The organism is Rhodovulum marinum, assembly GCF_004343075.1.
GTDB classification, from domain to species: domain Bacteria; phylum Pseudomonadota; class Alphaproteobacteria; order Rhodobacterales; family Rhodobacteraceae; genus Rhodovulum; species Rhodovulum marinum.
The window spans coordinates 57949-79841 of sequence record NZ_SLXP01000006.1 but is presented as its reverse complement, the minus strand read 5'-3'; the positions used below and the strand labels follow the sequence as shown (position 1 = coordinate 79841).

Below are 21893 nucleotides of genomic sequence, written 5' to 3'. Positions count from 1 at the left end.
CCTGCATGACTTTAACTATATATGGCGTTTCCCGCCTGGCAAGCCCCGCAACATGAAGGGTATGTCAAGACCAAGGGCTAACACCGATGGATGACGACGATGTGACGTTATGCACAGCTTTCGACCCCGATGACGGCGCCTGCATGGCCCTTTGTGCACAAAAAATAAGCCGTCTCTGCCTGCGGCCCGACGGTTCCGCAGCATGCCGCGCAAGGGGATGGCCACCTGAACCTGTGCACCTCGGATAATCAATTCGACAGCGGCAGTGACCGCCCCCGGGCGCGGGGCATTCGAGCAACGCGGAGTCCACTGACCGAACGGCCAGACTGCGGCCTGTTTCCGCACCCTGACCGTTTATTTGCCGGAGGTCGCGGACCCCGCAATTCGGGCTGGCCGAGCCCCGTTACGATCGAGGCAGCGCGCACGACCTGCGCTGTATTGATCGTTTTCCAACGGCTGGTTTTTCTGTATCCAAGGCGCGACTCGCCCGGGCCCGGCGCATTGCCGGGTGGTGCCTTTCGCCGCCATTCTTCCGGAAAACCAACATCAGCACGCGTGCTCCGCGTCTGCCGCGGATCGCCCTAGACGCGCCGCCATCGGGGTGACCTATGAACGCAATCCATGCCTATCGCGACCAGTGGGTCGGCAATATCCGCGGCGACATCCTCGCCGGGCTGGTGGTGGCGCTGGCGCTGATCCCCGAGGCGATCGCCTTCTCCATCATCGCCGGCGTCGACCCCAAGGTGGGGCTGTACGCCTCGTTTTCGATCGCGGTGATCGTGGCAATCACCGGCGGGCGACCCGGTATGATCTCGGCGGCGACGGCGGCGACCGCGGTCCTGATGGTGACGCTGGTCAAGGAACATGGGCTGCAATACCTGCTGGCCGCGACTGTGCTGGCGGGGCTGATCCAGATCGGCGCGGGACTGGCGCGGCTGGGGGCGTTGATGCGGTTCGTCTCGCGGTCGGTGATCACCGGGTTCGTGAACGCGCTGGCGATCCTGATCTTCCTGGCCCAGGTGCCTGAACTGATCGGCGTGAGCTGGATCACCTATGTCATGGTCGCGGCGGGGCTTGCGATCATCTACCTGTTTCCGCTTCTGACGACGGCGGTGCCCTCGCCGCTGGTCACGATCATCGTGCTCAGCGCGGTGACGATGGCACTGGGACTGGACGTGCGCACGGTCAGCGACATGGGCGAACTACCCGACACGTTGCCGGTGTTCCTGATCCCCGACATCCCTCTGACGCTGGAAACACTACAAATCATCCTGCCCTATTCCATCGGCGTGGCCACGGTTGGACTTTTGGAAAGCCTGATGACGCAAACCATCGTCGACGACCTGACCGACACGCCCAGCAACCGCAATCAGGAATGCATCGGACAGGGCATCGCGAACACCTGCACCGGCTTCATCGGCGGGATGGCGGGCTGCGCGATGATCGGCCAATCCATGATCAACGTGAAATCCGGCGGCCGCGGGCGACTGTCGACCTTCACCGCGGGCGCGATGCTGCTATTCCTGATCGTGGTGCTGGGCGACCTGGTCGGCCAGATCCCGATGCCCGCGCTGGTGGCGATCATGATCATGGTCTCGATCGGGACATTCTCGTGGTCGTCGATACGGAACCTGCGCGATCACCCCCGGTCCTCGTCCGTCGTGATGCTCGCGACGGTTTTCTTCGTGGTCTACACGCACAACCTCGCTATCGGGGTGCTGGTCGGCGTATTGCTGTCGGGCATCTTTTTCGCGGGCAAGATCGCACAGCTATTCCGCGTCACCTCCGAGATCTCGCCCGATGGGCGCACCCGGACCTACACCGTCGAAGGCCAGCTTTTCTTTGCCTCGACCGAGGACTTCATGAAGGCGTTCGACTTCAAGGAGGCGCTGGAGCGCGTCACCATCGACGTCAGCCGCGCCCATATCTGGGACGTTTCGTCCGTTGCGGCGCTGGACATGGCCGTGCTCAAGTTCCGCCGCGAGGGCGCCGAGGTCGAGATAAAGGGCATGAACGCCGCATCCGAAACAATCGTCGACAAGCTGGCCGTACACGACAAGCCGGGCGCGATTGATGAATTGCTGGGCCACTGAGGGGGCAAGAGATGTCGGGAATCCTGATGGCACTGGTCGATGGGTCGGCCTATTCGGAAAGCGTTTGCCACCACGCCGCCTGGATCGCCAGGCGCACGGGCGCGCAGGTCAAACTGTACCATGTGCTCGATCCGCGCCGCACGCCCGGCCGGCGTGACCTGTCGGGCTCGATCAAACTGGGCGCGCGATCCAAGCTGATGGAACAACTCAGCGCGCTGGACGAGCAACACGCCAAGCTGGCCCAGGCGCAAGGCCGAGCGATCCTCGAAGACGCCAAGGCGCTGATCGAGGCCGACGGCGTCGACGAGGTCATAACTCGACTGCGAAACGATGACATCGTCGCCACTGTCGAGGCCAAGGAAGCGATCGCCGACATGATCGTGATCGGCAAGCGCGGCGAAGCCGCCGGAAATGCCGCAGCGCATCTGGGATCGAATTTCGAACGGATCGTACGCGCCAGCCACAAACCCGTGTTCGTCGCGAACCGCGCGTTTCGGCCCATCGAACGCGTGCTGATCGCATATGACGGCGGCGTATCGTCCATGAAAGCGGTCGATTACGTGGCGCGTGACCCGCTTTTTGCCGGTCTCAAGGTCACGGTGGCCACGGCCGGCCAGGGTACGGCCGAATTGCGCAAGGCACTTGAGAATGCGCGTGCCACCCTGCAGGCCGGCGGCCACGAAGCAGAAATCAAAGTGCTGAAGGGCGCGCCCGAAAAGGCACTGGCCCAGATGGTCGAGGGCGGCACAGTCGATCTGCTCGTGATGGGCGCCTATGGGCACTCGCGGATCCGCACGATGGTCATAGGTTCGACCACGACCGAGATGATCCGGTCATGCAAAGTCCCGGTGGTGCTGATGCGGTGAGACACCACGGGCACACCCCAACAGGGCCCGTCATCACCACACGCCGGATCACGCGAATTGGCAGGGTTCAGGGCTTGGCTGACCTGGAGCCGCCCTTTCACCAATAACCGCCAAACCTCGTCCCGTCGCTGTCGCCCGTGCCAATTCGTCCCCGGCTGCCGATTTTCGCAACGGGTCCACACGGAATTTGCTTCTACGAAGGCCAAGAATACGCTGGCGCACCCGAGAGGATTCGAACCTCTGGCCTCTGCCTTCGGAGGGCAGAACACAAGGTATTCCCCATCATTTCTGATCCCGCCCTATTCATACTATAGTGCCGTTTTAGCTTGTATTTTATGGCAAACGCCGTACTCTAGTCGTTACTAAAGCGCGCCCGAGCTTGCTTACCCATGCTTACCTTACGCTTACCCTCTTTCAAAAGGGGCACCCTATGCCAAAAGCCAAGATCACGACACGGCTTGTCAGCAAGGCCGAGACCGACAATGCGGACCTGTTCATCTGGGACACCGACCTTCCGGGCTTCGGACTGAGAGTGAAGGCGCCCGACACACGCAGCTTCGTCATCCAGTATCGGGACGCTGTCGGAAGATCGAAGCGCGTCACCTTGGGCCGCTTTCCGGTCCTAACGGTGGACGAAGCCCGGACGGCTGCGCGCAAGGAACTCGCCCGCGTGCGCCTCGGGGGCGATCCGCGTGCAGAACGTGATGCTATCCGCAATGCCTGGACCGTGGCGGACCTCTGCGCGGACTACATGCAAGCCGTCGAGACCGGGAATCTCATTACCCGACGTGGGGCGCCGAAATCCGAAAGCACCATCGCCACGGATCGTGGGCGGATCGAACGACACATTCTGCCTCTTCTAGCCAAGAAACCGGTGCGCGACCTCTCCCGAAAGGACGTTGCCGCCTTTTTCGCTGCTGTAAAGACGGGCAAGACCGCCGCGGACGTCCTGACGGGCAAGCCGCGGGGCCGAGCCATTGTCGAAGGCGGACAGGGCACGGCGAAGCGGACAACCGGGTTGCTTTCCGCAATCCTCACCTATGCCGTAGAGCAGGGCGTGATCGACGCAAACCCGGCCCTAGGGGTCCGCCTTCCCAAGGACGGGCGCCGTTCCGTGAATGATCCTGATCGTCTTTATGCTGCCCTCGGAAACGCGATCCAGTTGGCAGAGGCGAAGGGGGAGACGTGGCAGGCGGTGGCGATCATCCGACTTGTCGCACTCACGGGGATGCGGGCGGGAGAGGCAGTTGGACTGCGCTGGTCCGAAGTTGACGAGAAACACCGCGCGCTGCGACTGACCGCGACCAAGACCGGCGACAGCACCCGCCCCATGGCGCGACGTGTCTCCGACCTTCTGGGCGGCGTGCGGCCCTACTCCGATGGCAAGGGCTTCGTGTTTCCCGCCGTTCGTTCGGGCAGTGGTTCCTTCGGGGGTATGCCGCGAGCGTTAGCACGGATCGTCAACGACCCCGAACTTGCCGAGGAAGATCGCGAGGCGCTGACAGGCTTCGGACTGCACCATCTGCGCCATGCCCTCGCGACCACGGCCAACGGGCTGGGCCTGACCCTTCCAACCGTGAAGGCCCTTTTGGGCCATTCTTCTGGCAGCGTGACCGAGGGCTATATCGGCCGGGTTGATTCAGTCTTGATCGCCGCTGCCGATCGGGTTGCCGAGCACATCGCAATGGCTCTTGGAGACAGCCCGCTAGAAGCGGAAGTCTTTGTTATGAAAGCAAAACGAAGGCCCAGATAGAGCGGGATCGGGACCAATCGGCGAGTGTGCATACCACTCGGAGCGCGATCACCCCAGCCTTAGGCGCACATCTCTGAAAAGGAGTCGTCTAAGATGACGAATACTGAGAACAACCCCATTCCGACCGTCCTTCCCTCGCCGCTGCCGCCTATGCTGTCCCCCGACTTGGCGGCCCTCTACCTGAGCCAGCGACACGGTATCCCGATCAGCCCAAAGACGCTGGCCAAGAAACGCTCGACAGGTGGAGGACCGGCCTTCCGGCGGTTCGGAGCACGGCGGACGGTCTATCCTGTGGAAGCCCTTGATGCCTGGGCCGCCGAGGCGCTCGGACCTGTCCAGCGTCACACGAACGACGCAGCGTGAGGCCATGGCCAAAGAAGAGAACGCCCCGGCGCCGACGACGCGGCGCACGGGGCGGGGATGCTCTGTCGGAAAACCGGGCTTCCCTTTCATAGCTGACGTCGCCCCCGAACACCATGGTAGCGGCGATCACCGCGAAGCGTCCGACATCTCGCCTTTCGTGGCCGAGCAATTGGATCGGCACTACCGCCTCGAACGCCGCAATGGCTACTGGCGCGTCATGGCCCTGAGAGGCGCGGAGAGCGCCGCAGACGGGCGTGCGCTGTCTCTGTGCGGTTGCTCCAGCCTGCGAATGGCTTTGCGCCTCTGGCTGGCCTTGGTGGCTAGCGGGGGGCGGAGATGACGAAGACACGCAAGGCAAGGCCCGGCTTCCACAAAGTGCCCCGCGAACTTCTGGACGAGCACGAACTTTCCAGCGAGGCACGTTTTCTGCTCATCTATCTTTCCAGCCACGACCCGGCCTGGGTGTTGCGCATCGAGGACGTTTGCCGCCACCTCGGGTGGGGCCGCGCGAGATACAAGAAATATCGGAAGGAACTCGTTCTCGGCGGTTATCTTGAGACGACCCGCGTTCGGGGGCCAAATTCCGATACCGGAAAGCAGGAAATTGTGGGCTTTCGAGTGCGCACAGACTTCTCCCCTCTAAGGGCCAAAAAGCAACCCTTAGAAACCGCCGATATTCGGGGTTGTAGGGGTCGTTTTTCAACCGGTTCAAATTCAACCCCATTAAGTAGAGAATCCTCTAAAGGGGAGCCCCCCCCGAGCCGTGGCCCTGATTGGCCCGTTGACCATCCCGAGGTGATCGAGGACGCCGACGCGCATCGCTCATCCGCCAAAGTCATTTCGCTGTGGCCACCGTGACCGCGACCCACGCTCGTCGCCTTGGCTGAAACGTCCCGCAGTTTGCTGAGAAATAGAGCCAGCACCAGCGCTGCGCTCAGAACCGCACCGAAGGGGTCCCGCTGAACCCTTTCCCAAGCCACAGCGGAACATCAGAAGGGTACAGCATCGACACGGGGCAAAGTCGTTGTCGCTCGCCCGCGAAGAACTCCACTCTTTCCCACTTTGGCGAACCAGCCCGTGTCAGCATGACCTTTGTATTTCGGGCGTTTCCGCTTCCCGGCTTCTTCCTCTCGCGGTGCCCGTTCGGTCAACTTCGATTATCAGGGGATAAATGTCTGGGCACGTCGAACAACGCTCTCGATGCTTTGGGCTCCGTTAGAACGCCGTATGGAGACGCCTGGGCAGCCTTGTGGACGCCGCCGCATAGTATGGGCCGCCCCGTCGCGGCTTTATCGGGCATCAAAGCCAGCGACAACAGCACCCTCGAAACCCCGACACGACAACCTTCGCTTTGTGATAGGGTCTCTCGCGTGAATAGGCGAAGAACACGCGCGGTCTGGACCCGGGGAGAGGAGCAATGAAACCGCAACAAATTCGGCTTCAGCGTCTCTACAAGCGCATGGAGGACATCCTGTCCGATCCCAACCTCTCAGACAGCAAGAGGCGGGAAGCGATAAGGGTGCGGGATGGCGTGGCGCAGATGCTCACGAGGTTTGACACGCCAGTTGGCAAGGCAGAGCCTCAAGTTGAAGAGCAGGTCGAATCACGCTTCTCGCCAGAACTCTCCTCGCATGATCTATATACCGAAGCGGAGAAACTGGCGAACGCAAGGGGGGCGCCAGCATATCTAGAAGAGGCAGCCGCAGTTCCCATCGCACTCGCGCTTACGACACTCAACGAAATGGTCTTGGCGATTGCATTCCCTGCAGCGAACGGTGCGGGCCTATTGTGCGCTTTGGCCGCTAGCGCGTTTTATTACCTACACGCCCGCGTGCAGAACAAGCGTCGCATGCGTATGATTTTTGAGGCGCAAAGCGACCTTAAGGCAGCCGGATGGGCAGGTGCTTAGAACACTCCGCGAGTGTGTTAGAGGCAGAGGCTATCTCGACCACACGCTCGCCCGGTCGCGGATATTCGTAACCACCAACCTGCCGGGCATCGACGTGCACCGCCACCTGGGGCGCCTTCCCGTCACCGGCCAGGAACTCGACCATCCGGGCGCGAACCGCTTCGCTCTTGGCGTTCTGCATGAGCTCTAGCGCCGCCTCCAAGGCCCGCGCCTTGTAGACTGCGCGGCTGGCCTCGACCTCGGCCACAAAGGCGCGCTGCACCTCCTGCATGTAGTCCTGCACCGCGGGACGCTTCAGCGCCTTGTGGAAGCCGTTCTTGGACATGCCAGCCGCCTTGGCCGCCTCGGCAAGACTGGCGCCCTGCCTCACGCGGGCTTCGACGGCGGCACGGACTTTCGCGGAGATGCGGGGTGTCGGGGTATGGAGCGCGCGAACGTTGGGCATGGGGGCAAGATGCACCACCGAGAGCCCGCGAGAAAGGCACCGCACCATTCAGCGATTCAGATGGCGCTCAACCTCATCAGCTTCTTCGCAGTCGAAAACTTCAACCGTGTCCGAGACTTGGCCGCTGACGATGCTTGTGATTTTAAGCGTGTTTCCATCCAAAACCGCAGTCTCCCACACGAGACGAACACTGTCGGACGACTGGTCCTGATCGGTGATCTCTCGAAAGCTCCAATTGCAGGCGCGCAAAGGGTCTGCGGCGCTATGCGCGGCGCATTGCGGTCCCCCGTCCATGAGATACCCACGGCTCATGATTGACACTTCGTTGTGACGGGCTTGCACATGATAGGGGTCAGCAGGCAGGGATTGCTCGAAGTCCGCCGTTGCTCCATTAAATTCAAGAATGCGCGCCGCGCTCAGTTGGCGCCTGACATAGTCGAGCATCTCAAGGACCGTCGTCGGCATCTCGTCAGGGTCTGGCGTCGCGGACCTCACGCACAGGTAGCGCGTAGGCAATGGCTCAGGCTCAGATTGACTGAGACCTGAAACCGGGATCGCTGAAAACACCGCTACGAGGGCCAAACGTCTCATGGCATCTCCATGTGTCTGGGCATCATTCTTACCAAAACAGAAAAAAATGTGAACTTGCTCGCACGAGGGTGGACACACTGCCTAGTGAGGCGCGATTTTACCCCCGCCCACCTCGCGATTGACCCCCTCCCCCTTCGCGCTCTCCGGGGCGCTGCAAGGGCGGATGGGGGCACAGCTTGAATTGGGTCGCCGACCCCCAACTTGGTCAGCCCTTCGCGTCTGCATCCGGGCATGCACCGCGCGTGACAGGCTCGCCAAGGAACGCGTAGCGCAGCGCCCTTCCGGTCCGGCCAGTCCTGCGCCAGCACATCGAGGCTAGGTCGCGTGGCGACTCCCGATATTTCAGCGTCCACGACCCACCGACGAACGTGGATCACCCGGATACGTTGCGGCGCGGCAAATGCGAGTCATCAAGACAACTACCGCTAGCGCTCGCTTACCCATCGCTTACCCAATCAGCTTTAGTCAGCCCCGCATTGCGGTCAAGTTATTGATTTTATTGGCGCACCCGACAGGATTCGAACCTGTGGCCTCTGCCTTCGGAGGGCAGCGCTCTATCCAGCTGAGCTACGGGTGCTTCCATGCGCGGTATAGCCGTGCAAATCAGTGCCCGCAATCGGAAATCCTCGCGAGATTTCACTTGCCGGGCGGTTCGGGCGAACCGTTAATGGCTGCGACAGGACGCTTTCAGGCCCAGCCATGACCCAAACCGACCGATCTGCACCGCTCTGGTTGCTTGTCGCCTTGCAGGCGACCGTCTCGGCCGCGAGCCTCGTGGTCGAGATCGTCGCCGGACGCATGATCGCCCCCTATGTCGGCATGTCGCTTTATACCTGGACATCGATCATCGCGGTTGTCCTGGCCGGGTTTTCCGCCGGTCACTGGTGGGGCGGACGCATCGCCGAACGCGACAGCACGGCCGCCTTGAAGCGCACCGGTTGGGCGATCGTGGGCGCGGCGCTGACCACCGGGGGGGCGGCGCTTGTCTTGCGCCAGCTGGCAGAGCCGGTGCTGCACGGTGTGCCCGATCCGCTGGCCGCGATCACGGTTCTGACGGCGTTGGTCTTCTTCCTACCGTCGTTCTTTGCAGGCGTCCCTGCCCCGGTTTTGGCTGTCGTCGCGATCCGCAGGGACGGCCAGTCCGGCCATGCGCTGGGCGCAATGTTCGCCGCCGGCGCCATCGGAGCGATCGCGGGTACCTTGCTGGCCGGGTTCCTGTTCATCTCCTGGTTGGGCTCGGTGGCCACCCTGTCAGCCGTGACCGCGACCTATGCCATGATCGCGCTCGCGTTGTTCCAACTAGCCGGCATTGGGGCAGTTCGCGCCACGCCGATGCTGGTGGTGCTGGCGACCGCCCTGGGTCTGGCCGTGGGCGGCCTTGGATTGCCGCGCATCTGCGACAGCGAAAGCCATTATTTCTGTATACGAACCGTTGAAATGACTCCCGAACGACCCGGAACGGTGCGGCTGATGGTGCTGGATCATCTGGCCCACGGGATTACCGCCCGGGACGAACCGCTGCGTATGCAGACTCAGCACGGGGCGATGCTGGACGGGCTGCCGCGCATGAGGATGGCGGGGCGGCCATTCCGGTCTTTCTTCATCGGCGGCGGCAGCTATTCCGTTCCGCGGGCCTGGGCGGCGCGGGGCATCGGCGGAATTACAGTGGCCGAGATCGACCCCGAGGTGACCCGGATCGCCGCGCGCGATTTCTGGTTCGACCCGGCAAGCGCCACGGTTCTGCACGAGGATGCGCGCCGGGCGCTGCTGGACAGGCCCGACACCCGCTATGACGTGATCGTGGGCGATGCCTTTACCGATATCGCCGTCCCCTCACACCTGATCACGCGCGAATTCTTCGAACTGGTACACGACAGGCTGACGCCCGACGGTATCTATGCGATGAACGTGATCGACCATGTCGACCGGTTGGAGGCGCTGACCGCGCTGGTCGCGACGCTGAAAACGGTGTTTCCGTCCGTCGAGGTCTGGACCGAGATGCGGCCGCCCGAACCCGAAGAACGTCGCGTCTTCGTTCTGCTGGCGGGCCAGTCGCAAAGCCCGGTCGACGCGCTGACCCTTGCGGCGCCGGAGCCGACCGATTTCGCGCCGCTGGACGACGCCTTCGTGACCCGCCTGATGGCCGCTAAAGACCCGACGATCCTGACCGACGATTTCGCACCGATCGATCGTCTGGTGGGCCTGGGCAACCTGTTCGACTGACCGCCAGTTGCGCCGCGCGCTGATCATCGAGTCCCCTGGCCGTCAAGACCCTGGATGGACGAAGTCACGCGCAGCGCGTGTAAGGGCAAGACCTGCGGGCCGGGCGCGGAATTGGCTTTGGCCTCAGGCGAAAAGATCTCGGCACAGTTCCAGCGCGTCGACCAGAGTATCGACCTCGGCCCGGGTATTGTACATTCCGAAGGACGCACGACAGGTCGCGGTCAGGCCAAGGTGATCCATCAATGGCCCGGCACAATGTTGGCCCGCACGCACCGCCACGCCCTTCTTGTCGAGCACGGTCGAGATGTCATGAGCATGTGCCGGCCCCTCCAGCGTGAACGAGAAAATGGCACCCCGTTTCGGGGCATGGCCCTGGACCTGCAGCCAGTTGAGCCCCTTGAGCCGAGACATCGCATAGGATCCCAGATCGGCCTCGTGCGCCGAGATCGCATCCATGCCCACGCCCATCATGTATTCCAACGCCGCGCCAAGCCCGATCTGCTGGACGATTCCCGGCGTGCCGGCCTCGAACTTCATCGGCGGATCGTTATAGGTGACCACGTCCTTGTGGACCTCGCGGATCATGTCACCCCCGCCAATGAAGGGCCGCATCTCGGCCAAACGCTCCTTGCGGATGTGGATCGCCCCCGATGCCGAAGGGCCGTAAAGCTTGTGCCCGGTGATGACATAGAAATCGGCGCCGATCGCGTCGACATTCACGGGCATGTGGACCGCGGCCTGGCTGCCATCGACCAGCACCGGCACGCCCTTGTCATGCGCGCCCTTCACGATGGCGGCGACATCCACCACGGTGCCCAGCACGTTCGACATGTGGGTGACCGCGACCAGTTTCGTGCGCGGCCCGATCGCGTCGACCACCGCCTGGGGGTCGAGGTTGCCGGCCCCATCCACGTCGACCCATTTCAGCACCACGCCCTGGCGTTCGCGCAGGAAATGCCACGGCACGATATTGGCGTGGTGTTCCATGACCGACAGGACGATCTCGTCGCCCGGTTCCATCCGCGGCGCCGCCCAGGCGTAGGACACAAGGTTGATGCCCTGCGTCGCACCGGTGGTATACACGATCTCGTCCTCGTCCCGCGCACCGAGGAAGCGCGCGACGATGCCCCGCACGGCCTCGTACTTGTCGGTCGCGATGTTGGACAGCGTGTGCAGGCCGCGATGGACGTTCGCGTACTCTTCCGTGTAGGCACGGGTGACGGCGTCGATCACCACCTTGGGTTTCTGCGCCGAGGCGCCGTTGTCCAGATAGACCAGCGGCTTGCCGTTGACCTTGCGCGAGAGAATCGGGAAATCCGCGCGGATCCTGTCCACGTCATACATCGCTGAGCGCTCCGCCAAAGGTGATGCCGAGAATCGACATGAACAAGCTCATGCCGAGGATGATGGCGACCATCGAGGCGATGATCGCGGCAAAGGTCTTGATGGCCGAGAAAAACCCGTGAAGTTCAGCGACGAAATGACTGAGAAGCCAAAAGAAAAGCCCGATTCCGAACAACCCGACCAGGCCTGCCACCGGCGGCAAGGCCACCAGGAACAGGGTTTGCACGACCTGTAGGCCAACCATCAGCGCCTGCAGCCACACGGTCAGCGCCAGCGCACCGGCGAAATCACCCCGCCCGCCAAACCGCCGCCCGATCACATGGATCGCGTAGACCGTCACCACCAAAAGCCCGCCCTGCACGACCGCCGTCAGCAGCGGGTTCGCGCGGAATACCGGTGTCAGCGGGTCCATCGGCGCAGGCACAAGATATTCGCCCAATTGCGTCAGCAGCACGCTGATCGAGACAATCGCGACGAGCATCTGCCACAGCACGCCCTCGGGTAGCCCGAGGGACAGAACCGCCCGGGCGCCGCCGCGGGGATTGCTCAGGGTCTCGCGCGCAAGCGCGATCAACGACGGAAAGCTGTGGGGCATGGAGTGATTTCTCTGGCTTTCAGGCACGGCCGAACGCCTCGGCCTCGGCCAGAGACAACATCCAGATCGCGAAGAAGGCAACCGTCAGAACTGATGCGACAAGGTTGAGCGCGGCGCCCGCGCCGAGGAACCCCGCCACAAGCCCGTAAAGCAGCCAGGCCGGCGACACCGCCAGCAATGTCCAGAACAGCGCCAAACGCGCGCCGAAATAGCTGCCCTCGCCGCCCATCATCCGGGCGAAGAGGTGGCTGAACGCCGCGATGCCATAGAAGAAAAGCGGCGCAAGCGCCATCCAACCGAAAAGCGCCGCCCCAAGCCGCGCCTCCAGAGGTATCTCGGAGTCGAGATAGGCCTCGCGTGCGAGGCGCGGCCATTGTGCCACGAAGATCAGGAAGCAGGCCAGCATCAGATAGGCCAGCGCCCGGTCCTCGCGCTGGCCCGCTTTCAACTGGCGGCGCATCGCGGCGCGGGGACCGCGCCATGTCGCGATAATTTCTTGCGTGATCGGCATCTTACCTCCGATGACGGGCCAGCCATTGGGCAAGCCGTTCGGTGATCTCTTCTCGGATCGCCTCGGCCTCGATCTCTTCGATCGCCTCGGCCAGGAACGACAGCACCATCAGGTCCACCGCCTCGGACCGCGGCACGCCCCGCGAGCGTAGGTAGAACAACGCTGTCTCGTCGATGGCACCGCTGGTCGATCCATGCGAACAGGCGACGTCGTCGGCATAGATTTCCAGTTCCGGCTTGGCAAGAAACTGGCTGTCCTCGTCCAGCAATAGCGATTGGGAAATCTGGTAGCCATCCGTCTTCTGCGCGCCCGGCTGGACAAGGATCTTGCCCTGGAAGACACCCGTCGCACCGTTCTTCAGCACCTTCTTGAACACCTGGCGGCTTTCGCAGCGTTCGGCGTCATGGGTGATGAACACGGTGTCATCATGGTGGAAATCACTGCCATCGCCGACGCAGGCCCCCGCGACATGGGCCACCGCATCGTCACCGGTCAACTCGATGATGCACTCGTTGCGCGTAAGCGCGCCGTTCGCCGTCATCGTGAAGGACTTGAACGTGCTTTCACGCCCGAGCCGGGCAAAGAGATGCGTGGCCGCGCGCCGTTCGTGGTCGCGCCCCTGCACGCGAACATGGTGGAAGGCGCCGCCATCGGCGATGTCAACCTCCATGACCTTGTTGAAGCGCGCCGCCGCCGGACCGTTTTCCAGAACGGTCAGATCGGCCCCCGCCTCGACCTTGATCACGTGATGCAGCACCGCGTCGGACGACTCCGAGTGATGAAGGTAGACAAGGTTCACAGGCTTTTCGGCGCGGCCTGTGGCGCGGATCAACACACCATCGGTCGCAAAGGCGGTGTTCAGCGCCGCGAAGGGGCGTTCGACCGGTTCCTGCGCGCGCGCCTCGAGCACACCGTAAAGATCGGCGGCCCAGTGAATGTCCAGCGCCTGCGCCTCGGCCAGCCGGCTGATCTCGACGCCCGCGAGCGCGGGGTCATCCGAGGCTTCCGCATCAAAGACGCCGTCCACGAAGACCAGCTTGACCCGGTCCATGTCGTCGAAAACGGGCTTGTCCTCGCCCCGGAACAGCGCAGCCGGTACCGGCGCCGGCGCCAAAAGCTCGGCCGGATCCGTAAACCGCCAGTATTCATCCCGCCGCCCCGGCAGGCCCATCGATTCCACTCGGGCCAGCGCCGCGGCCCGCGCAAGACTGGACCAGCCCGGCGCCTTCGGCATGTCGAGCGCGGCCAGCCGCGCCTCGGTCGCGGTCAGTTTCGCCTGCGGCAGCCCCATCACGCCGCCTCCCCGATAAGGTCGGCATAACCGCTTTTCTCGACTTCCAGCGCCAGTTCGGGCCCGCCGGTCTTGATGATCCTGCCATCCACCATGATGTGCACGACGTCGGGCACGATATGGTCCAACAGGCGCTGGTAGTGAGTGATGACGAGGAAGCCACGGTCGGAACTGCGCATAGCGTTCACGCCATCGGCCACAAGTTTCATCGCATCGACATCCAGACCCGAGTCCGTCTCGTCGAGGATGCAGACCTTGGGTTCGAGCATTGCCATCTGCAGGATCTCGTTGCGTTTCTTCTCGCCGCCCGAAAAGCCCACGTTAACCGGCCGCTTCAGCATCTCGGCGTCGATCTTCAACTCCTTGGCCTTGGCGCGCACCTCCTTCAGAAAGCTCGCCGCGTCCATCTCTTCCTGGCCGCGGGCCTTGCGTTGAGCGTTCACCGCCGTGCGCAGGAAGGTCATGTTGCCGACGCCGGGAATTTCTACCGGGTACTGGAAGGCAAGAAACAGGCCCGCGGCGGCACGTTCCTCGGCCTCCATCCCGAGGATATCCTCGCCATTGAGCGTCACGGAACCCTCGGTCACCTCGTAGCCGTCGCGGCCCGAGAGAACATAGGACAGCGTCGACTTGCCCGAGCCGTTCGGCCCCATGATCGCATGCACCTTGCCGGCCTCGATTGTCAGGTTCACGCCCTTGAGGATTTCCTTGCCCTCTTCTTCAAGAGAGGCCCGCAGATTTTTGATTTCCAGCATGTTTATTCCTTTACACGAGAGTGACGGCAGTCCCCGAAGCGGACACCATCAGCATATTGTTGATCACTTCATAATCGAGGTCGACGCCGACCACCGCGTTGCCGCCCACAGCCCGCGCCCGCTCTTCCAGTTCGCGCAAAGCGGTTTCGCGCGCTTCACCCAGCGACGCCTCGTAGGCGCCGGAGCGGCCCCCGATGATGTCGGTGATCCCGGCGAAGATATCCCGGAAAACGTTCGCGCCGAGGATCGCCTCGCCCACGACGACGCCATGATAGGCGGAGATGGTCTTGCCCTCGACCGAAGGAGTGGTGGTCACGATCATCGTATCTTCCTCAGTCATCATCACCCCAGCGCCAGCGCCAGTTACCGCCCGTCTTGCGCCGGGCGATCACGATAAACCCAAGCGCCAGAACGGCGGTCAGCAGCAAATACAGCGCCACCTGCCAGAACAGCGCCACACCCAGCCGCCCCAACGGGGCGAAAACCGCAATCGCCACAAGCCCCAGCAGCAGCGAAAAGACAGCCACCGCCGCCCAGCCCTTCCAGTTTGCCGGGAAGGCACCATAGCCATGCGTCTTTGGCACAAACCACGACGAGCCCATCAGCCGACGCTTCCCTCCAACGAAATTGCCACCAACTGCTGCGCCTCCATGGCGAATTCCATCGGAAGCGCCTGCAGAACCTCCTTGCAGAACCCGTTCACCACCAGCGCAACGGCCTCTTCCTCGTCCATCCCGCGCGAACGGCAATAGAACAGCTGGTCGTCATCCACCTTGGACGTGGTCGCCTCGTGCTCGACCCGCGAGGAATTGTTGCGCACTTCGATATACGGCACCGTATGCGCCCCGCAGGTGCTGCCGATCAGCAAGCTGTCGCACTGGGTGTAGTTTCGGCTGTTCTTGGCCTTGGGGTGCATGCTGACCAGACCGCGATAGGTGTTCTGGGCGTGGCCTGCGGAAATCCCCTTGGACACGATCCGGCTTCGCGTGTTCTTGCCCAGATGCACCATCTTGGTGCCGGTATCGGCCTGCTGCCAGTTGTTGGTGATGGCAATCGAGTAGAACTCGCCCTGGGCATCGTCGCCGCGCAGGATGCACGAAGGGTATTTCCACGTCACCGCCGAGCCGGTTTCCACCTGCGTCCACATCACCTTGGACCGGGCACCCCGGCAATCGGCGCGCTTGGTGACGAAGTTGTAGATGCCGCCCTTGCCGTTCTCGTCACCCGGGAACCAGTTCTGGACGGTGGAATACTTCACCTCGGCATCGTCGAGGATCACGATTTCCACCACCGCGGCGTGCAGCTGCGCAACATCGCGCTGGGGCGCGGTGCAGCCTTCCAGGTACGACACATGCGCCCCCTTGTCGGCGATGATCAGCGTACGCTCGAACTGGCCGGTGTTCTCGGCATTGATCCGGAAATAGGTCGACAACTCCATCGGGCAGCGCACGCCAGGCGGCACGTAGACAAAGGAGCCGTCGGAGAAGACCGCGCTGTTGAGCGTGGCATAGAAATTGTCGGTCTGCGGAACGACCGATCCGAGGTATTTCTTGACCAGTTCGGGATGCTCGCGGATCGCCTCGGAAATCGAGCAGAAAATAACGCCCGCCTTCTCCAACTCCTTCTTGAAAGTGGTGCCCACGCTGACCGAGTCGAACACCGCGTCGACAGCGACCTTGCGGCCCTCGGCGGGCGCGTCCTCGGCGCCCTCGACGCCCGCTAGGATCATCTGCTCCTTCAGCGGGATGCCAAGTTTCTGGTAGGTTTCCAAAAGCTTGGGGTCGACCTCGTCCAGCGACTTCGGCTTGGTCTCCATGCTCTTGGGACGGGCATAGTAATACTGTTTCTGGAAGTCGATCTCGGGGTAGTCGATCATCGCCCAGTCGGGCTCTTCCATCTTCTGCCAGCGGCGGAACGCCTCCAACCGCCACTCGGTCATCCATTCGGGTTCTTCGTTCTTGGCCGAGATCAGCCGCACGATGTCCTCGGTAAGGCCCATCGGCGCATAGTCCATCTCGATCTCGGTTTCCCAGCCGTACTTGTACTTGCCGGCCATCGACTGGACGGTTTCCACGGTCTCGCGATCGACGCCCTCGCGCACCTCGGTGATCTCGTCGTGATCGGAATTGTCCAAAGCAGCCATGTGATCCTTCCGCCTTTTCCTGCCGGACCCCAACGGGCGCCCCGGTCCCTTCTTCTTTCAGCCCGCACGGGCCCTGAATTTCGCCGCCGCCGAAACCCATGCCTCGGCAAAGCGCGTCACGTCTTCCTCTGTCGTCCCGGGCCCAAGTGACACCCGGATCGCCGACGCGGCCGCTGCCTCACCCAAGCCCATCGCGACCAGCACGCGGCTGGCGCGCAGCTTGCCCGAGGAACAGGCCGCGCCCGCGGAAATCGCGAACCCGGCCAGGTCCATCTGCATCACCTGGGTTTCGCCCTTCCAACCCGGAGTGGCAAAACAAGCGGTGTTGGGCAACCTTCGCGCAGCTTTCCCGACAAAAATAGTCTCTTTTGCGCCGGCCTCAACGATATTTTCTAGAATATTTCTAAATTGCTCGATTTCTAGCCATTTTCCAGAGGAAAGGTCGCCTGCTGCCGCGCTCGCCGCCGCACCGAACCCGGCGATTCCCACGATGTTCTCGGTTCCGGCCCGCCGCCCGCTCTCCTGACCGCCGCCACGGATTCGCGCGACGATCTCGCTGCCCGGCCGCATCACCAGCGCGCCGATGCCCTTCGGCCCGCCGATCTTGTGCGCGGAAACCAACGCCATGTCGCAACCCAGCCATTTGAACGCCACGGGCAGTTTGCCGAACGCCTGGGTCATGTCGCAGACCGCAATGCCCGCTGGCAGGTCCTGGATCACGCCGGTCTCGGAATTCGCAAGTTGCAGCGCCGTGCGCCCCGGGTCGCGCACCGTGACCCGGCCATCCCGATCCACCGGCAGGCAGGGGTCGACCCAGGCCGCGACCGAATCGTGCTCGATATCAGGCGCCTCCAGACCGCGCCCCGCACAAGCCAGCGCCGCCGCCTCGCTTGCCCCCGAGGTGAAAACGATCTCCGCGCCCTCGGCCCCAAGCGCCGCGGCAACCTGCGCGCGGGCCTTTTCCACCAGCGCCCGCGCGGCCCGGCCCTCGGCGTGCACCGAAGACGGATTTCCCACCACGTCCATCGCCGCGATCATCGCCGCCCGTGCCTCGGGGCGCAGCGGCGCCGTCGCGTTCCAGTCCAGGTAGACCCGGCCAGCCATGCACTGTCCTTCCTCTTGGCCCGAAATAGCCCCGGGGCCCTCGCATCTGTGGACGGGGGCAAAGCCCTAGCTGTCGTCCACCACCTCGAACAGCGCCGGCACTGCCGGGCACGGTGCAAGGTCGTTGGACGTCACATCCGACAACCGCGTCTGGTGCAGGAAGACGTAGACATGGGCCGAGAGCCCCTCCCACAACCGGTTCGCCAGGGATTGCGCCCGGCTGCCCGACAGCCCGCCCGACACGCCCGCCCCCTTGTGCATCGCGCTCACGGTCTCATCGACCGCGCCCAGCACGTCGACCACCCGGATCTCGGAAGCCGGCCGCGCGAGGCGATACCCCCCACCCGGCCCACGCACGGACTCGACAAGCCCCGCGCGCCGGAGCTTGACGAACAACTGCTCGAGATATGGAAGCGAAATGTCCTGGCGCCGCGAGACCTCGGACAACGACACCAAGGCATCCTCGGGCGCCAACGCCAAATCGACCAGTGCCACCATCGCGTAGCGGCCCTTGGTGCTCAACTTCATCGCCATACTCCCGCAAACGGTTGACGGCGCGCGGACGGCCCATTACCTCGAAATGCACCCTCCGGCCCGCGCGCGCCGGGTACCCTGTCCTTATTAAGCCCGACCGATTTCGTCAAGAAACCGGGCCCCGCGAACGAGAAGAACAAAAATGCCCGAGGTCATCTTTCCCGGACCCGAAGGCCGCCTCGAAGGCCGTTACCACCCCCAGAAGGACAAGGACGCACCGATCGCCATCGTGTTGCATCCACATCCGCAATTCGGCGGCACGATGAACAACCGGGTCGTCTACAATCTGCATTACGCCTTTCACCGGATGGGTTTCACCGTGCTGCGGTTCAATTTCCGCGGTGTCGGCCGGAGCCAGGGCGAATACGATCAAGGCATCGGGGAACTGTCCGATGCCGCTGCGGCCCTCGACTACCTGCAGTCGATGAACCAGAACGCCAAGCATTGCTGGGTAGCTGGCTTTTCCTTCGGGGCCTGGATCGGAATGCAACTGCTGATGCGGCGCCCCGAGATCACCGGCTTCGTGTCGGTCAGCCCGCCTGCGAACATGTACGATTTCTCGTTCCTCGCGCCCTGCCCCTCGTCGGGGCTGATCATCAACGGGTCGGCCGACCGCGTCGCACCGCCCGCCGATACCCGTGCGCTTGTCGACAAGCTGCACGAACAAAAGGGCATAACGATCACCCATGACGAGATCGAGGGCGCCGATCATTTCTTCCAGGACCCGCACATGGACACGCTGATCGAACACGTGACAGGCTATGTGCAACGCCGCCTGACCGAAGGCACCCGTTAGCAAAGGATCGGCCGATGGCTCTGCTTGAGGATCTTGCCGATGCGCTGGCGCGCGAGGCGATTGAGGCGGCCGAACAGCTTGGCGACGAGCGCCTGATCGACGAGATGTCGAAGGCCATCGGAGAATCCTCACCCACCACGCAAGAGGCGTTCATGACCGCAGTGCGCATCCGGCGCGCGCTGGGGCGGGGCCGCGTACTGATGGAGCGCAAGCAGGCGGAACGCGCCCTGCCTGCACCGGGGCCAAGCCCGGACGGCGGGACCGCTGCGCCTCGCACGGACTAGCCCTATGCCTCCTCGACGGTGCGGCGTTCCGCCGCCGCACCGACCGACCGCTGGCGCACCCCGAACATGTTCATGACGCCGGACAAGCCGGGGCGGGCCATTATTCAACGCTCTTTCAGTACAGGACGACGGCTCGCCCGCAAGGGTGTACGTCTTTGCGGTGCCTCACGGGTGCCACTAGCCGCCCCCGGACATACGCCCTGCTTTCGAAGAGCGGATTGAGGCAGATCGCGGGCCAGAGTTCACTGTCACGCAACTGCCGGATCCCGCCATGCCCGTTTGCGACCCGCTTTCCGTCCCGAGCGTACCGCACCCGGCGAACCCGGTCAGCCCAAGGCCGATATGCGCCGCGGCACGGCCCCGGCCGACCCAAGCCCGAAGCCCGACAGGGCATCGTCAAGCGCACCCGCCCCGCGTGCCATCCGCGCCCCCATCGCCGACATCTCTTCGGCAAGCGCGGCATTGGCCTGCAGGCTGGTGTCGATACGCTGCACGGTCCCGTTCATCTCGGACAACGCGTCGGCCTGCGACCGCGCGGTCCGGTCGATTTCGGTGACGCGCGCACTGGCATGGTCGACCTCGGCGCCGATGCCTTCCAACGCGCTTCCCGCCCGCATCACCAGTTCCGCCCCGCTGGCGACATGGCCCGCCGAGGTCTGGATCAGCGTCTTGATGTCGCGCGCCGCGTTCCCGGTGCTCTGGGCCAGGGCCCGCACCTCGGAGGCGACCACGGCGAACCCCTTGCCCGCCTCACCGGCCCTTGCCGCCTCGACACCGGCATTCAAAGCCAGCAGGTTGGTCTGGAACGAGATGTCGTCGATCAACTGGATGATCGAGGAAATCTCGCCCGAACTTTTCTCGATCAGGGCCATCGCCGCGATCGCGTCGCGAACCACGGCCGCCGCCTCGGCAGCGCTGCGTGAGGCGGTCGACGCGCTTTCGCTGACCTCGCTGACGCCATCGGCCGTGTGGGCGAGCGTTGCGGTCAGGTCGCGCAACACCTGCGCCACCTCGGTCACGTCATTGGCCTGGCCCTCGACCCGGCGCGAGACATTTCCCGCCGCCTCGGCGATCGCGTCCGCCTCGCGGTGGAATTCGGACGCGGCGGCCACCGCGTCGGACAGGCTTTCGGCCAGCATTGCCACCGCGGTGTTGAAATCGCGCCGCAGCGCGTCATGCGCAAGCGGCAGAGGCGCGTCGATGGCACAGCGCAGATCACCCGCCGCTAGCCTTTCAAGCGCCGTACTCAGCGTCTGGACCACCGTTTCGGTGTCCGCGCCGGCCCGCTCGGCCGCCTGCTTGGCAATCTCGGCCTCGCGCGCCAATGTCTCGGCCTCGTGCCGGTGGGTCACCAACTCTTGGCGCTGGCGCTGGGCATGCAGCATCGACAGCGTCAGGATCGCCCCCTCGATTACGACGATCGTGCCATGCAGGGTCGTGCGTGCAAGATTGGCGGCCAGGTCCGCCGAGGGATAAACCAGCGCCGGCATCAGGAAACTGAGCGAAAGGTGATGCACAGCCGTCACCCCGCAGGCAAGGATCAGTGCCGGCACACTACGCATCGTAGAGACCACCGCGAGCAGCGCGAAGAACATCATGTGCGTGTCGATCTGCCAAGGATGGCCAGCCATCGCGGCGGTAAAAAGCGCCGACTGGCCGATCAGCCCGGTCGCGATCACCTCGCGTCGAAAGGCGCTGCGCATCTGGCGCGCGGCGATCCCGGCAGAGGCCAGTGCCACCGCCATCACCAGCATCGGCGTGACCGCATTTCCCGCATGCCACGCGGCCAAGACCGGAACCGGTGCCATCCAGATCAGCACGCGTTCGGACAGTTTGCAGACACCGCGTTCGGCACCAAGAGCTTCGCTTGTCATGGAAGAGTTCCTTCGAATCCACAAAGCGTCAACAACGCCTCTGCATCCAGAACCGCCCAGGCCCCCGCCGCACGGGCGGCATGCGGATTCTGCAACACCGCGAAGCGCGCAATCGGCGCGACATAAGGGCCGATCTCGTATCCTTGGCCCGCTGCAATCACCTGCGCGGCCCGTGCCCCCCATGGCGGCACCACGACCAGCGCCGGCCGGCCCGACGCGGCCGGTCCGGCCATGACCAGGCTGACGGGGACCGTCGCCGCCGTCACAAGCAGCGTCAGCCCGAGAAGAACGGCATCGGAGGGTCGCACGCGCGTCATAGGTCTGGAGAATGAGCGGAACGGGTTATCAAACGGTGAATACCCACCGACCGGCACGGCCCGTCCCCGGAACATGTCCGGCCGGATACCCGCCCTGCGTCC

At 63.6% G+C, this 21893-nt stretch carries 23 protein-coding genes and 1 tRNA gene; 9 read left to right on the top strand and 15 right to left on the bottom strand.

Translation table 11 applies throughout. The annotated features are described in order from the left end of the window. The first annotated feature begins 608 nt into the window (after window positions 1-608). From EV662_RS10600 to EV662_RS10575, 6 genes are all read left to right on the top strand, one after another. Window positions 609-2093 (top strand): SulP family inorganic anion transporter, encoded by a 1485-nt coding sequence (locus EV662_RS10600; protein WP_132462139.1) that lies wholly within the window; start codon window positions 609-611, stop codon window positions 2091-2093. Between the two features lie 11 nt (window positions 2094-2104). After that, window positions 2105-2959: a universal stress protein gene (locus EV662_RS10595; RefSeq protein ID WP_132462138.1), complete on the top strand. Its 855-nt coding sequence runs from the start codon at window positions 2105-2107 to the stop codon at window positions 2957-2959. Between the two features lie 430 nt (window positions 2960-3389). Then, window positions 3390-4712 (top strand): tyrosine-type recombinase/integrase, encoded by a 1323-nt coding sequence (locus EV662_RS10590; protein ID WP_132462137.1) that lies wholly within the window; start codon window positions 3390-3392, stop codon window positions 4710-4712. A 93-nt stretch (window positions 4713-4805) separates the two neighbouring features. Then, window positions 4806-5075, top strand: coding sequence for a helix-turn-helix transcriptional regulator (locus EV662_RS10585; RefSeq protein ID WP_207903612.1), 270 nt, complete (start codon window positions 4806-4808; stop codon window positions 5073-5075). Between the two features lie 336 nt (window positions 5076-5411). Continuing rightward, on the top strand, window positions 5412-5933 hold the full coding sequence (locus EV662_RS10580) for a hypothetical protein (RefSeq protein ID WP_132462136.1): 522 nt from the start codon (window positions 5412-5414) through the stop codon (window positions 5931-5933). Window positions 5934-6492: 559 nt separating this feature from the next. Continuing rightward, window positions 6493-6984, top strand: a complete 492-nt coding sequence (locus tag EV662_RS10575; RefSeq protein ID WP_132462135.1) for a hypothetical protein — start codon at window positions 6493-6495, stop codon at window positions 6982-6984. On the opposite strand, the gene EV662_RS10570 is transcribed toward EV662_RS10575, so the two are convergent. The 3 genes from EV662_RS10570 to EV662_RS10560 form a co-directional block, all read right to left on the bottom strand. Continuing rightward, on the bottom strand, window positions 6956-7309 hold the full coding sequence (locus EV662_RS10570; RefSeq protein ID WP_132462134.1) for a hypothetical protein: 354 nt from the start codon (window positions 7307-7309) through the stop codon (window positions 6956-6958). The genes EV662_RS10575 and EV662_RS10570 overlap by 29 nt on opposite strands. 168 nt (window positions 7310-7477) lie before the next feature. Continuing rightward, window positions 7478-8020 carry a hypothetical protein gene (locus tag EV662_RS10565; RefSeq protein WP_132462133.1) on the bottom strand — a complete coding sequence of 181 codons (543 nt, stop codon included), beginning with the start codon at window positions 8018-8020 and terminating at the stop codon, window positions 7478-7480. A 500-nt stretch (window positions 8021-8520) separates the two neighbouring features. Further along, a tRNA-Arg gene (locus EV662_RS10560) sits at window positions 8521-8597 on the bottom strand. Window positions 8598-8719: 122 nt separating this feature from the next. On the opposite strand from EV662_RS10560, the gene EV662_RS10555 reads away from it, so the two are divergent. Then, a complete protein-coding gene (locus EV662_RS10555; protein WP_132462132.1) occupies window positions 8720-10243 on the top strand; it encodes a fused MFS/spermidine synthase in 1524 nt (507 codons plus the stop codon). A 123-nt stretch (window positions 10244-10366) separates the two neighbouring features. Here the strand turns inward: EV662_RS10555 and EV662_RS10550 are convergent, their stop codons facing one another. The 10 genes from EV662_RS10550 to iscR all read right to left on the bottom strand — a co-directional run bounded on the left by EV662_RS10550 (window position 10367) and on the right by iscR (window position 18514). Then, window positions 10367-11587, bottom strand: coding sequence for a cysteine desulfurase (locus EV662_RS10550; RefSeq protein WP_132462131.1), 1221 nt, complete (start codon window positions 11585-11587; stop codon window positions 10367-10369). Beyond that, window positions 11580-12209, bottom strand: a complete 630-nt coding sequence (locus EV662_RS10545) for a Yip1 family protein (RefSeq protein ID WP_132462130.1) — start codon at window positions 12207-12209, stop codon at window positions 11580-11582. Before EV662_RS10545 ends, EV662_RS10550 begins: the two co-directional genes overlap by 8 nt. Then, window positions 12202-12693 carry a YIP1 family protein gene (locus EV662_RS10540; RefSeq protein WP_132462129.1) on the bottom strand — a complete coding sequence of 164 codons (492 nt, stop codon included), beginning with the start codon at window positions 12691-12693 and terminating at the stop codon, window positions 12202-12204. The genes EV662_RS10545 and EV662_RS10540 overlap by 8 nt, the downstream gene beginning before the upstream one ends. A 1-nt stretch (window position 12694) precedes the next feature. Then, window positions 12695-13984, bottom strand: coding sequence for a Fe-S cluster assembly protein SufD (sufD, locus tag EV662_RS10535; protein ID WP_132462128.1), 1290 nt, complete (start codon window positions 13982-13984; stop codon window positions 12695-12697). Continuing rightward, entirely contained in the window at window positions 13984-14739 is a 756-nt protein-coding gene (gene sufC, locus EV662_RS10530) for a Fe-S cluster assembly ATPase SufC (RefSeq protein ID WP_132462127.1), read from the bottom strand. Before sufC ends, sufD begins: the two co-directional genes overlap by 1 nt. A 10-nt stretch (window positions 14740-14749) precedes the next feature. Next, window positions 14750-15061, bottom strand: a complete 312-nt coding sequence (locus tag EV662_RS10525) for a heavy metal-binding domain-containing protein (protein ID WP_132462126.1) — start codon at window positions 15059-15061, stop codon at window positions 14750-14752. Window positions 15062-15071: 10 nt separating this feature from the next. After that, window positions 15072-15341: a hypothetical protein gene (locus EV662_RS10520; protein WP_132462125.1), complete on the bottom strand. Its 270-nt coding sequence runs from the start codon at window positions 15339-15341 to the stop codon at window positions 15072-15074. Continuing rightward, the gene (gene sufB, locus EV662_RS10515; protein ID WP_132462124.1) at window positions 15341-16882 is read right to left on the bottom strand and encodes a Fe-S cluster assembly protein SufB; all 1542 of its coding nucleotides are present in this window, start codon (window positions 16880-16882) and stop codon (window positions 15341-15343) included. Before sufB ends, EV662_RS10520 begins: the two co-directional genes overlap by 1 nt. 57 nt (window positions 16883-16939) lie before the next feature. Continuing rightward, entirely contained in the window at window positions 16940-17986 is a 1047-nt protein-coding gene (locus tag EV662_RS10510; RefSeq protein ID WP_132462123.1) for a cysteine desulfurase family protein, read from the bottom strand. Window positions 17987-18052: 66 nt separating this feature from the next. Next, entirely contained in the window at window positions 18053-18514 is a 462-nt protein-coding gene (iscR, locus tag EV662_RS10505) for a Fe-S cluster assembly transcriptional regulator IscR (RefSeq protein WP_132462122.1), read from the bottom strand. A gap of 148 nt (window positions 18515-18662) precedes the next feature. Between iscR and EV662_RS10500 the strand changes: the two genes are divergently transcribed. Continuing rightward, window positions 18663-19316, top strand: coding sequence for an alpha/beta hydrolase (locus tag EV662_RS10500; protein ID WP_132462121.1), 654 nt, complete (start codon window positions 18663-18665; stop codon window positions 19314-19316). Window positions 19317-19330: 14 nt separating this feature from the next. Next, window positions 19331-19600, top strand: coding sequence for a hypothetical protein (locus tag EV662_RS10495; protein WP_207903611.1), 270 nt, complete (start codon window positions 19331-19333; stop codon window positions 19598-19600). 326 nt (window positions 19601-19926) lie between these two features. Here EV662_RS10495 and EV662_RS10490 read toward each other — a convergent pair whose 3' ends face one another. Beyond that, window positions 19927-21474 carry a methyl-accepting chemotaxis protein gene (locus tag EV662_RS10490; RefSeq protein WP_165915579.1) on the bottom strand — a complete coding sequence of 516 codons (1548 nt, stop codon included), beginning with the start codon at window positions 21472-21474 and terminating at the stop codon, window positions 19927-19929. Next, a complete protein-coding gene (locus tag EV662_RS19535) occupies window positions 21471-21782 on the bottom strand; it encodes a hypothetical protein (RefSeq protein WP_165915578.1) in 312 nt (103 codons plus the stop codon). Before EV662_RS19535 ends, EV662_RS10490 begins: the two co-directional genes overlap by 4 nt. Between the last annotated feature and the right edge of the window lie 111 nt (window positions 21783-21893).